Below are 12,230 nucleotides of genomic sequence, written 5' to 3'. Positions count from 1 at the left end.
ATGTATTCCCTGCTAGGACGCGCGGTCATCAAGGCCCGATGGTTCATCGTCGTCGGCGTGGTCGCGATCTTCGCCGTCGGCTCGACCTGGGGCGTCGGCGTCTTCGACGACTTCACCGACGGCGGCTTCGTCTCCGAGGACGCCGAGTCGGTCACCGACTCCGAGGCCATCGAGGAGCGCTTCGGCTCGGTCGGCGCCGACGTCGTGGTCCTGCTCGAATCCGACTCGCTCACCGCCGACGACCCCGCGTTCACCTCGGCCGCCACCGCCGCGTTCGAACAGGTCGCCGCGATCGACGAGGTCGAGAGCGTCACCACCTACTACGACGCCGGGCTGCCGGACCTCGTGGCCGAGGACGGCACCGCCACCTACGCGGTGGTGAACCTGAACGGCAGCGGCGACACCGAACTGCTCGAATCCTACGAAGGCTTCGAGGAGCAGGCCCGCGACGTCGACACCGGCGGCGAGCTGGCCATGTCGCTCGGCGGCGGCGCCGCGATCTACCACGACATCAACGAGCAGGTCCAAGAGGACCTCGAGCTGGCCGAGATGATCTCGATGCCGCTGCTGCTGGTCATCATGATCATCGTCTTCGGCGCCCTCGTCGCCGCCTCGCTCCCGCTGCTGGTGGGCGGCATGGCGATCCTCGGGGGCTTCACCGTCACCCGGGTGATCGCCCAGTTCACCGACGTGTCGATCTTCGCGGCCAACGTCATCACCATCATCGGACTCGGCATGTCCATCGACTACTCGCTGTTCGTCCTGCGGCGGTTCCGCGAGGAGCTGGCCGCCGGCCGGGGCAAGCGCGAGGCCGTGCTCGGCACCATCGCCACCGCCGGGCGGACGGTCATGGTCTCCGGCCTGATCATCGTGCTGTCCATGGCCGGCCTGCTGTTCGTCGACGTGCCGTTCCTGCACGGCATCGCCTACGGTGTGATGTCCGCGGTCGGCGTCGCGATGGTCACCGCGCTGGTGGCCCTGCCGGCGATCCTGTTCCTGCTGGGACACCGCGTGGACAACGGGCGCCTGCCCTGGAGGCGCGGCAAGGGAGTCCAGGCCGACTCCGGCTTCTGGCACGGCCTCGCCGCCGGCGTCATGCGCCGCCCGGTCCTGGTCCTGCTGCCGGTCGTGGCGTTCATGGCGCTGCTGGCCTCCCCGGTCTTCGGAGCGGCCTTCGGCGGCACCGACGAGCGGATGATGCCCGCCGACGCCGAATCCCGCGTGGTCACCGAGACCCTCGCCGCGGACTTCCCCGGCGGGGAGGTCGAGAGCTTCGAGATCATGGTCGACGGCGGGGGAGGAGCCGCGCTGGCCGAGGCCGTGCGAACGCTGGAACGGCTCGAGACCGTGGAGTCGGTCGTCCCGCTGGGCCAGGACGGCGAGGCCTCGCTCCTGGAGGTCGCCTACGACGCCGACCCGTTCAGCGCCGAGGCCCGCGGCCTCGTCGAGGACATCCGCGAATTGGACCTGGGCGGCGCGGACGTGCGCGTCACCGGCGGTCCGGCCGAGCTGGTCGACATGTTCGACGCCATCCTCGGCGGCATCCCGGCGATGGTGGGCTACATCGTGGCGGTCACCATGATCGTGCTCTTCCTGGCCTTCGGTTCGATCGTCCTGCCGGTCAAGGCGGTGCTCATGAACCTGGTGTCCCTGGCGGCGGCGGTCGGCGTCGTGGTGTGGATCTTCCAGGAGGGGAACCTCTCGGGATTCCTGGACTTCACGCCCTCGGGGTACCTGAGTCCCGCGAACCTGCTGCTGATGGTGGTGCTGCTGTTCGCCCTGTCCACCGACTACGAGGTGTTCCTGCTGTCGCGGGTCCGCGAGGAGTGGGACAACGGGGCCGACAACCGCACCGCGGTCCTGCGCGGGATGCAGGCGACCGGCTCGATCATCACCGCCGCCGCGGCGATCCTCATCGTGGTGGTGGGCGCCTTCGCCACCGGCGGCATCACCTTCATGAAGATGCTCGGCGTCGGCATGGCCGTGGCGATCCTCCTGGACGCGACCGTGGTCAGGATGATGCTGGTGCCGGCCACGATGCGGCTGCTGGGGCGCGCCAACTGGTGGGTCCCCGGCCCGCTGGGCCGACTGTACTCGAAATACGGCATCAAGGAGACCGACGAGGAGGCGCCGGCGCCCGAGCCGAAGGTCCCCGCGAGCGTCTGACCCGACCCGGCTCCCGGCCCGCCCCGGCCTCCCCGGGGCGGGCCGCGGTCGTGTCCGGGGCGTTCGCGCACGTAACGCGGCGTTCCGAGGGATTGTTGGGTCCTTGATGAAAAAGATATAGAGGAATTCAAGTCGAGCTGTTGACAGGAGGCAAGCGGTTGCATAGCCTGGGTTGACCTGGAGCCAGCCCCCTTGAAAGGCCTCATTACGCAATGACCGACAAAGAAGTCGCCGTCGCGCCGCCGACCGAGCGCGACTCCGGCGAGCCGACGGGACCGGCGGAGACCCCCGCCTCCCCGTCCGGCAGACGAGTCCACCGCGGGTTCGGACGGTCGAAGCGCAGCCGCGAACGCTGGGCCGCACTCAGCTTCCTCGCGCCGTGGCTGATCGGGATGGTCGCGATCACCGTCGGCCCGATGATCGCCTCGCTGTACCTGTCGTTCACCGACTACGGACTGATCGGCGACGCCAACTGGGTCGGCCTGGAGAACTACGAGCGGATGCTCGACGACTCCCGGCTGCACAACTCGTTCTGGGTGACCGTCCGCTACGTCTTCATCTCCGTGCCCCTCCAGCTCGCGCTGGCCCTGGCCCTGGCGATGGTCCTCGACCGGGGCGTGCGCGGCCTGCCGATCTACCGCTCGGTGTTCTACCTGCCCAGCCTCGTCGGCTCCTCGGTCGCGATCGCCATCATGTGGCGCCAGATCTTCGGCACCGAGGGCCTGGTCAACGACGCGCTCGGCCTGTTCTCCATCGAGGGCCGCGGATGGACCTCCGACCCCGAGACCGCCCTGGGCACCCTCATCATCCTCAACGTCTGGACCTTCGGCTCGCCCATGGTCATCTTCCTGGCCGGCCTGCGGCAGATCCCCCAGATGTACTACGAGGCCGCCAAGGTCGACGGCGCCGGACCGGTCCGCCGGTTCCTGAACGTCACCGTGCCGCTGCTGACGCCGATCATCTTCTTCAACCTCGTGCTGCAGATCATCAACGCCTTCCAGTCGTTCACCCAGGCGTTCATCGTCTCCGGCGGCGACGGAGCACCGGCCGACTCGACCATGGTGTACACGCTGTACCTCTACCAGCGGGCGTTCACCTCGTTCGACATGGGCTACGCCTCTGCGCTGGCATGGCTCCTGCTGGTCATCATCGCGCTGTTCACCACCCTGAACTTCCTCATGTCCAAGTATTGGGTCTTCTATGGCGACTAAGACCGCGGCCCCCGAGCCCGCTACCCAGGTTTCCCGACGCCGCGAACCCGGCTCCGGCTGGAGCGGCGTGCGCGGCCTGATCATCCACCTCGGGCTGATCACGTTCGCGCTGATCATGATCTACCCGCTGCTGTGGATGCTCTCGGCCTCGTTCAAACCGATCACCGAGGTGTTCGCGAACTCGAGCCTCATCCCCACCGACTGGGACTGGGGCAACTACGCCGACGGCTGGACGAGCACGCCCCACCCGTTCCACCGCTACATCTTCAACTCGATGGTGATCGTCGCCGGAGCGGTCGTGGGGAACCTCCTCTCCTGCTCGATGGCCGCATACGCTTTCGCCCGGCTGAAGTTCCCGCTGCGGGGGCCGCTGTTCGGGGTGATGCTGGCGACGATCATGCTGCCCATCCACGTGGTGATCATCCCGCAGTACATCCTGTTCAACAACCTGGGCTGGGTGGACACGTTCTGGCCGCTCATCGTGCCCAAGTTCCTGGCCGTGGACGCCTTCTTCATCTTCCTGATGGTCCAGTTCATCCGCGGACTGCCGCGGGAACTCGACGAGGCCAGCCAGATCGACGGCTGCAGCTACTGGGGGACCTACCTACGGGTGGTGATGCCGCTGTGCATGCCCGCGCTCGCCACCACCTCCATCTTCACCTTCATCTGGACGTGGAACGACTTCTACTCCCAGTTGATCTACCTCAACAGCCTCGAGATGCGCACCGTTCCACTGGCGCTGCGATGGTTCATGGACTCGCAGGGCCAGACGAACTGGGGCGCCCTGTTCGCCATGTCGATCGTGGCGATCGGACCCATCTTCGGGTTCTTCCTGGCCGGCCAGAAGTACCTCGTCAGAGGCATCGCCACGACCGGCATCAAATAACCGGAAACGAATCGCACGAATGCAACGAATCGAAAGGATCGGGCTTATGAAGTCTTTCAACCCCTCACAAGGGCTCAGCCGCCGAACGCTCGCCAAGGCGGGCCTGCTCGGGGCCGGCGCGGCCCCGCTCGCAGCCTGCGGCGGCGGCGACGACGGCGGCGGTGGGGACTCCAGTGAGATCGAGTTCATGTGGTGGGGCTCGGACCCGCGCCACGAATACACCCAGCAGATCATCGACGCCTTCGAGGCGGCCAACGACGGCGTCAGCGTCAAGCCGAACCCCGGCGAATGGAGCAGCTACTGGGACAACCTCTCGGTGGCCGTCTCCGGCGGCAACTCGCCCGACGTCATGCAGCAAGAGGAGCGCTACCTGCGCTACTACGCCAGCCAGGGCGCGCTGGCCGCCATGGAGGACATCGGCGTCGACCTCTCCGAGATCGACGAAGGCGCCCTCAGCGGCGGCCAGATCGACGGCAAGACCTACGGGGTGGCCACCGGCGTCAACGCCATGACCGTCATGGCCAACCCCGCCGTGTTCGACGAGGCCGGCGTGCCCCTGCCCGACGACACCACCTGGACCTGGCAGGACTTCGTCGACATCGCCGTGGAGATCAACGACGCCACCGGGAAGTTCGGCACCCAGTCGGTCTTCGTCAACAACGAGGCGGTGTTCAACATCTTCGCCCGCCAGCACGGCCAGAGTCTGTACTCGCCCGACGGGGGCCTCGGTTTCGACACCGAGGTGCTCGCCGAGTACTACGACTTCCTGCTCGGGCTCGTGGGCTCCGGAGGCTCGGCCACCGCCGCCGAGATCGTCGAATTCGAGTCGGCGGGCCAGGACCAGGCCCCCTTCGCCACCGGCGACGCCGGCATGGCCATGTACTGGACCAACCAGCTCTCCGCCATCTCGGAGGTGCTCGGCAGCGAAGTGCGGCTCCTGCGCATCCCCGGCGAGAGCGAGTTCTCCAACAAGGGCATGTACCTCAAGCCGGCCATGTTCTGGGCCGCCGCCGCCGAGGACTCCAACGCCAACGCCGAGACCTCCGGCAAGCTCGTCGACTTCCTGCTCAACAGCGAAGAGTCGCTCGACCTGATGCTCACCGACCGCGGCATGCCCTCAAACCTGACGCAGCGCGAGCGGATCGTGCCGATGCTCGAGGACGCCGACGCCCAGTCGGCGGACTTCCTCGCCGAGATCACCCCCGATCTCGAGCAGGGCCCGCCGGTCCCGCCGATCGGCGCCGCCGACGTCCCCGACATCGCCAAGCGCATCGGCGAGACGATGCTCGCAGGCGAGCTGGGCGCCGCCGAGGCCGCCGAGCAGTTCGTCACCGAAGCCGAAGCCGCCATCGGCGAGTAAATGCAAGCGCTTGAGGGGCGGGGCCGACCGGCCCCGCCCCTTTGTCGACCGGTTGACCGCCCCGTATCATTGGCGCGGTGTCCAGCCAGTTCGTACTCACGCTCTCCTGCCCCGACCGCCTCGGCATCGTCTACGCCGTCTCGGGCTTCCTGACCCGCCGGAACGCCAACATCGAGGACTCCCAGCAGTTCTCCGAACACGGCTCGGGCCGGTTCTTCATGCGGGTGGCGTTCGTCAGCGAATCGACGCACAACGAACTGGCCGTGGGCTTCGCCGAGGTCGCCCGCGAATTCGACATGGACTGGCACCTCCACGACCGCGCCGTCAAGCCGCGGGTGCTCCTGATGGCCTCCAAGCAGGGCCACTGCCTCAACGACCTGCTCTACCGCTTCCGCATCGGCGCCCTCCACGGCGAGGCCGCCGCCGTGGTCTCCAACCACCCCGACTGGGCCGATCTCGCCGCCTCCTCCGGCGTGCCGTTCCACCACCTGCCGGTCGGCCCCGAAGGCAAGGCCTCCCAAGAGCAGCGGCTGCTCGACCTCGTCCAGTCCGAACGCATCGACGTGGTCGTCCTGGCCCGCTACATGCAGATCCTCTCGCGCGAATTCTGCGCCAAGCTGCCCGGCCGCATCCTCAACATCCACCACTCGTTCCTGCCCAGCTTCAAGGGCGCCAGACCCTACCACCAGGCCCACGAGCGCGGCGTCAAACTCATCGGCGCCACCTGCCACTACGTGACCGCCGACCTCGACGAAGGCCCCATCATCGACCAGGAGGTCGCCCGCGTCGACCACTCGATGAGCCCCCAGGACCTGGTCGCCGCCGGCCGCGACCTGGAATCGACCTGCCTCGCCCGCGGCCTGGCCGCCCACCTGGACCAACGCATACTCCTCAACGGCACCAAGACGGTGGTTTTCCGATAGCACCCCGTGCTGGACAATGACCCCGTGACAGACCAACGCGAGATCGTGCTGCTGGGCTCCACCGGCTCCATCGGCACCCAGGCCATCGACATCGTCCGCGCCGACCCCGACCGGTTCCGCGTCGCCGCCCTCGGCGCCGGCGGCTCCCGGCCCGCCCTCCTCGCCGAGCAGGCGGTCGAACTGGAAGTCGAGGCCGTCGCCGTAGCCGACGCCACCGCCGTGGAGGACGTCCAACTGCGCCTGTTCGCCGCCGCCACCAAACGGGGCTGGTCCACCGGCGACACCCGGATCCCGAAGATCATCGGCGGACGCTCGGCCATGACCGAACTCGCCGCCTGGCCGGCCGACACGGTCCTGAACGCCATGGACGGCTCCATCGGCCTCGAACCCACCCTCGCCGCCCTGAAGGCCGGCCGCCGGGTCGCCCTCGCCAACAAGGAGTCGCTGGTGGCGGGCGGCCCACTGGTCCGCGAAATCGCCGAACCCGGACAGATCACCCCGGTCGACTCCGAGCACTCCGCGCTCGCCCAGTGCCTGCGCTCGGGCGCCGGCGACCGGGTCGCCAAACTCGTGCTGACCGCCTCCGGCGGCCCGTTCCGCGGCCGGACCCGCGACCGCCTCGCGGACGTCACGCTCGACGACGCGCTCGCCCACCCCACCTGGGACATGGGACCGGTCGTCACCATCAACTCCGCCACCATGGTGAACAAGTCCCTGGAGATCATCGAGGCCCACGAGCTGTTCGGCGTCGACTACGACCGACTCGAGGTCGTCGTCCACCCCCAGTCGGTGGTCCACTCCATGGTCGAGTTCACCGACGGCTCCACCATCGCCCAGGCCTCCCCGCCCGACATGCGCCTGCCCATCTCCCACGCGCTCGCCTGGCCCGACCGCGTCCCCGGAGCGGCCGCACCGGTCGACTGGACCCGGGCGTGCGACTGGCACTTCGAACCGCTCGACCACACCGCCTTCCCCGCCGTCGAGCTCGCCAAGGCGGCCGGCAGGGCCGGCGGCGTACTCCCGGCGGTCTACAACGCCGCCAACGAGGAGGCCGTCGCCGCCTTCCGCGGGGCGCGGCTGCCCTTCCTCGGCATCGTCGACACCGTGGCGGCCGTCCTCGAGGCCGCCCCCGAATTCGGCCCGCCCGGAAGCGTCGCAGACGTACTGGAAGCCGAGAACTGGGCGCGCTCGAGCGCCCGCCAGATAGTGTTGGACGCGTCGGAGCGATAGAAGGAGTCACGCCTTGCTGGCCTACACCACCGGGATCATCCTGTTCGCGCTGGCGATCCTCATCTCAGTGAGCCTGCACGAATTCGGCCACATGCTCACCGCCAAGGCGTTCCGGATGAAGGTCACGCGGTACTTCGTGGGCTTCGGCCCCACGCTGTGGTCGTTCCGCCGCGGCGAGACCGAATACGGCCTCAAGGGCATCCCGCTGGGCGGATTCGTGAAGATCGTCGGCATGACCCCGCTGGAGGAAGAGGAGGAGGATCTCGACCAGAAGGACCAGAAGCGGGTCTTCTGGCGCAAGCCGCTGTGGCAGCGCACGATCGTCCTCGCCGCCGGCTCGGTGACCCACTTCATCCTGGCGTTCGCGGTGCTGTGGGTCCTGGTGTCCTTCGTCGGGGTCACCAACCCCGCCTGGGCCGACTCTTACCAGCACTCCCAGGAGACCGCCACCGTCGACGTCGCCGAATGCATCCCACCCGAGGACGCCGACGCGGACTTCACCTGCTCGGCCTCCGACCGGCCGGGCCCGGCCTCCGAGGCCGGGATGCAGAACGGCGACGAGATCGTCGGCGTGGGCGGTTCGGCCGTCACCGACTGGGATTCCCTGGTCGAACGGGTCTCGGACCTCACCCCCGGCGAGCCGGTCGAGGTCGCCGTCGAGCGCGGCGAGCGGACCCACGAGTTCGAGATCGAACCCTACTCCGCCGAGCAGGAGCTGGCCGACGGCACCACCGAGACCGTCGCCCGCATCGGCGTCACCCCCTACCTCGACCCGAGCATCGACCCGGTCATGGTCTCCGGGCCGGTCCAGGGCGTCGGCGACACCCTCGTCTACACCGGCGACATGTTCCGTGAGACCTTCATCGCGCTCGGCAAGCTGCCGTCGAAGATCCCGCCGCTGTGGGATTCGATCATGGGTGCCGAGCGCGCCGACGACACCCCGGTCAGCGTCGTCGGCGCCTCCCGGCTCGGCGGCGAGATGGTCCAGTACGACCAGTGGGCCATGTTCTTCATGCTGCTGGTGGTCCTGAACTACTTCATCGGGGTGTTCAACCTGCTGCCGCTGCTGCCGATGGACGGCGGGCACCTCGCCATCGCCTGGTTCGAGCGGGTCCGGTCGTGGCTGGCCGCGAAGCGCGGCAGGCCCGACCCCGGCCGTGTCGACTACCTGAAGCTCATGCCGTTGACTTACGCTGTGATCATCCTGTTGGGCGGCTTCATGCTGTTGACGATCACCGCTGACATCGTCAATCCCATCACCATCTTCAACTAGCCCGCCTCGAGGAGGGGGAGACCAGGCCCATGACCGCTGTGAACCTCGGCATTCCCACCAAGCGCGACGAGCCCGAACCGCTCGCCGAACGCCGCCGGACGCGCCAGCTCAACGTCGGCGGCGTCCTGGTCGGCGGCGGCGCGCCGGTCAGCGTCCAGTCGATGACCACCACGCGCACCGCCGACATCGGCCCGACCCTGCAGCAGATCGCCGAGCTGACCGCCTCGGGCTGCCAGATCGTGCGCGTCGCGTGCCCGACGCAGGAGGACGCCGACGCGCTGCCGGTCATCGCCTCGAAGTCCCAGATCCCGGTCGTCGCCGACATCCACTTCCAGCCCAAGTACGTCTTCGCCGCCATCGACGCCGGGTGCGCGGCGGTGCGGGTCAACCCCGGCAACATCCGGAAGTTCGACGACCGGGTCGGCGAGATCGCCTCGGCCGCCAAGGCGGCCGGGACCCCGATCCGCATCGGCGTCAACGCCGGGTCGCTCGACAAGCGGCTGCTGGAGAAGTACGGCAAGGCCACCCCCGAGGCGATGGTCGAATCGGCCCTCTGGGAGGCCTCGCTGTTCGAGGAGCACGACTTCCGCGACATCAAGATCTCGGTCAAGCACAACGACCCGGTGGTGATGATCAAGGCCTACAAGCTGCTGTCCGAGCGGTGCGACTACCCGCTCCACCTCGGCGTCACCGAGGCCGGACCGGCCTTCCAGGGCACCATCAAGTCGGCCACCGCCTTCGGGGCGCTGCTGGCCGACGGCATCGGCGACACCATCCGCGTCTCCCTGTCGGCCCCGCCGGTCGAGGAGGTCAAGGTCGGCAACCAGATCCTGGAGTCGCTCGGCCTGAGGGAGCGGGGCCTGGAGATCGTCTCCTGCCCCTCGTGCGGACGCGCCCAGGTCGACGTCTACAAGCTCGCCGAGGAGGTCACCGCCGGCCTGGAGGGGCTGCCGGTGCCGCTCCGGGTCGCGGTCATGGGCTGCGTCGTCAACGGCCCCGGCGAGGCCCGCGAGGCCGACCTCGGTGTCGCCAGCGGCAACGGCAAGGGCCAGATCTTCGTCAAGGGCGAGGTCATCCGCACCGTCCCCGAGTCGCAGATCGTCGAGACCCTCATCGAGGAGGCCGTCCGGGTGGCCGAGGAGATGGGCGCCGACCTTCCCGAGGAGCTCCGGGAGCTCGCCGGGCCCGTCGTCGAGGTCCACTGACCTCCGGTCGGACTGTCGGATGCACGACTTACGACGATACCGTCCGTTATTACGCTGGTACGCGAGCGCAGGTAGCGGGGACACATCGTCCGCGAAAAACCGACACTCGGAACTTTCAGCACCAGATGGCATAAAATCGACTCCGGGGAATCGGTGTGCCGCCCGGCCCCGACACCTGATAATGAGTTCCGTCCCAGTCGCCCGCGAAGGGGGAGCCACCGCCATGGGGAAGATCGTCCGACAGGTATCCGAAGGGGTCACCAAGTACTACTGGTATCCCGGAGACAAGACCGACTGGATCAGGGCCGCCCTCACCGTCCTCGGCGGTGGCCTCCTGTTCGCCCTGCTCTACGTGGTCACCAAGAACAGCCTCGTCGCCGCCGTCGTCTCCGGCAGCGCCGTCCAGATCGTCGTCGGCGGCTACCTGGGGCGCCGCGACACCGCGGGGCTGACGAAGTTCCACGACCCGACCGCCGAGCGCCGCGCCGCCGTCGCCGACGGCACCCGCGCCGCCTGGCGCGGCACCCTCCAGGGGCTGCTGTGCGCCGGCTCGGCGATCTTCGTGCTCAACATGCCGCACCAGGGCTTCCTGGCCGACTGGATCCTGCCGTTCCTGCCCAGCCTGCTCGGCGCCCTGGCGCACTCCGGCGGCATGCTCTGGGAGCGGATGTCCCAGGACGCCGTCACCGAGCGGCCCGAACCGGCGCCGGGCGACGACGACGAGACCAAAACGCTCGAGACCGCCTGAGCGGGCGCGAGGCTCGGTCGCGGCTGTGAGCCGGCGCGGGGCGACTGCCGCTTGCGCCCGGGTTGGACGGGCGGGGCGCTCGACCGCGGGAGGTGTCGTACTCCGCGGCCCGGAGGCCGCGGAACCGCCACGGGAGCCGCGCCCCGCGCCGACTCGGTCAGGAGACGTCGGAGGATCCGGTACCGGCAACCCTCAGCATCCTGCGAACGGGCGCGCAGCGCAAGAGTTTTTCCGGCCTCGGTTCGGCAACGGTGTTGCACTCGCCGGGACCGGACAAAGCCGGACGTTAGGCTGGAGCGATGAGCGATCGTCCCCTTTTGCGTCCAGGAAAGCAGAGCCCGCGCCGGGCGGTGCCCGAGTCGATCGAGCGGCCCGAATACGTCGACCGACCGGCTCCGCGCCCGTACCGGGGTTCCGAGGTCAAGGACGCCGAGACCATCGAGCGGATGCGCGTCGCCGGCCGGCTCGCCGCCGACGCGCTGGTCGAGGTCGGCAAGGCCGTCGCCCCGGGTGTGACCACCGACGAGCTCGACCGGATCGTCCACGAGTACCTGTGCGACCACGGCGCCTATCCGTCCACCCTGGGGTACAAGGGCTTCCCGAAGTCGTGCTGCACCTCGATCAACGAGGTCATCTGCCACGGCATCCCCGACTCCACGGTGGTCGCCGACGGGGACATCGTCAACATCGACATCACCGGCTTCATCGGCGGGGTCCACGGCGACTGCAACGCCACGTTCCTGGCCGGCGACGTCTCCGAAGAGGCGCGGCTGCTGGTGGAGCGCACCTGGCGGGCGACCATGCGCGCGATCAAGGCCGTCAAGCCGGGCCGTCCGCTCAACGCCGTCGGCCGCGTCATCGAGGCCTACGCCTCCCGGTTCGGCTACGGCGTGGTCCGCCAGTTCACCGGCCACGGCATCGGCACCGCCTTCCACTCGGGGCTCTACGTGCCGCACTACGACGACCCTCGCCTGGAGACGGTTATCGAGACGGGCATGACCTTCACCATCGAGCCGATGATCAACCTCGGGACCGCCGACCCGGAGATGTGGGACGACGGCTGGACGGCGGTGACCCGCGACCGCAGATGGTCGGCCCAGTTCGAGCACACGCTGCTGGTCACCGAGGACGGCGCCGAGATCCTCACCATGCCCGGCGGCGGCGTGCCGGCCGCCGGCACCCCGGCCGGAGCCTGAACGAGGGTTGGGTCGGCGCCGACCACCGGTGC

General features: G+C 68.8%; 10 protein-coding genes. All 10 read left to right on the top strand.

Features of this window, described 5'->3' with window-relative positions; translation table 11 throughout:
* The gene (locus CUT39_RS09115; RefSeq protein ID WP_100445761.1) at window positions 1–2,166 is read left to right on the top strand and encodes an MMPL family transporter; all 2,166 of its coding nucleotides are present in this window, start codon (window positions 1–3) and stop codon (window positions 2,164–2,166) included.
* Between the two features lie 212 nt (window positions 2,167–2,378).
* Window positions 2,379–3,377 (top strand): carbohydrate ABC transporter permease, encoded by a 999-nt coding sequence (locus tag CUT39_RS09110; RefSeq protein WP_100445759.1) that lies wholly within the window; start codon window positions 2,379–2,381, stop codon window positions 3,375–3,377.
* Entirely contained in the window at window positions 3,367–4,263 is an 897-nt protein-coding gene (locus CUT39_RS09105; RefSeq protein ID WP_100445757.1) for a carbohydrate ABC transporter permease, read from the top strand. Before CUT39_RS09110 ends, CUT39_RS09105 begins: the two co-directional genes overlap by 11 nt.
* A gap of 46 nt (window positions 4,264–4,309) precedes the next feature.
* Window positions 4,310–5,623: an ABC transporter substrate-binding protein gene (locus CUT39_RS09100; protein WP_157930570.1), complete on the top strand. Its 1,314-nt coding sequence runs from the start codon at window positions 4,310–4,312 to the stop codon at window positions 5,621–5,623.
* 77 nt (window positions 5,624–5,700) lie between these two features.
* Window positions 5,701–6,546, top strand: coding sequence for a formyltetrahydrofolate deformylase (gene purU / locus CUT39_RS09095; RefSeq protein ID WP_100445753.1), 846 nt, complete (start codon window positions 5,701–5,703; stop codon window positions 6,544–6,546).
* 24 nt (window positions 6,547–6,570) lie between these two features.
* On the top strand, window positions 6,571–7,776 hold the full coding sequence (gene dxr, locus CUT39_RS09090) for a 1-deoxy-D-xylulose-5-phosphate reductoisomerase (RefSeq protein WP_100446119.1): 1,206 nt from the start codon (window positions 6,571–6,573) through the stop codon (window positions 7,774–7,776).
* 16 nt (window positions 7,777–7,792) lie between these two features.
* Window positions 7,793–9,049, top strand: a complete 1,257-nt coding sequence (locus CUT39_RS09085; RefSeq protein ID WP_100446117.1) for a M50 family metallopeptidase — start codon at window positions 7,793–7,795, stop codon at window positions 9,047–9,049.
* 29 nt (window positions 9,050–9,078) lie between these two features.
* Complete coding sequence (gene ispG, locus CUT39_RS09080; protein WP_100445751.1) at window positions 9,079–10,254, top strand: flavodoxin-dependent (E)-4-hydroxy-3-methylbut-2-enyl-diphosphate synthase; 1,176 nt, start codon at window positions 9,079–9,081, stop codon at window positions 10,252–10,254.
* Between the two features lie 223 nt (window positions 10,255–10,477).
* Window positions 10,478–11,002, top strand: coding sequence for a hypothetical protein (locus CUT39_RS09075; RefSeq protein WP_100445749.1), 525 nt, complete (start codon window positions 10,478–10,480; stop codon window positions 11,000–11,002).
* A gap of 299 nt (window positions 11,003–11,301) precedes the next feature.
* Window positions 11,302–12,198: a type I methionyl aminopeptidase gene (map, locus tag CUT39_RS09070; protein ID WP_100445747.1), complete on the top strand. Its 897-nt coding sequence runs from the start codon at window positions 11,302–11,304 to the stop codon at window positions 12,196–12,198.
* Window positions 12,199–12,230: the final 32 nt, after the last annotated feature.

It is taken from the genome of Glycomyces xiaoerkulensis (assembly GCF_002798405.1).
Lineage (GTDB): Bacteria > Actinomycetota > Actinomycetes > Mycobacteriales > Micromonosporaceae > Glycomyces > Glycomyces xiaoerkulensis.
This window is presented reverse-complemented; position numbering and strand designations above follow the sequence as displayed.

Coding starts and splice junctions, on each gene's coding strand:
- CUT39_RS09100 (WP_157930570.1), top strand. CDS start 4,310: ATGAAGTCTTTCAACCCCTCACAAGGGCTCAGCCGCCGAACGCTCGCC.
- CUT39_RS09115 (WP_100445761.1), top strand. CDS start 1: ATGTATTCCCTGCTAGGACGCGCGGTCATCAAGGCCCGATGGTTCATC.
- CUT39_RS09105 (WP_100445757.1), top strand. CDS start 3,367: ATGGCGACTAAGACCGCGGCCCCCGAGCCCGCTACCCAGGTTTCCCGA.
- CUT39_RS09075 (WP_100445749.1), top strand. CDS start 10,478: ATGGGGAAGATCGTCCGACAGGTATCCGAAGGGGTCACCAAGTACTAC.
- map (WP_100445747.1), top strand. CDS start 11,302: ATGAGCGATCGTCCCCTTTTGCGTCCAGGAAAGCAGAGCCCGCGCCGG.
- CUT39_RS09110 (WP_100445759.1), top strand. CDS start 2,379: ATGACCGACAAAGAAGTCGCCGTCGCGCCGCCGACCGAGCGCGACTCC.
- ispG (WP_100445751.1), top strand. CDS start 9,079: ATGACCGCTGTGAACCTCGGCATTCCCACCAAGCGCGACGAGCCCGAA.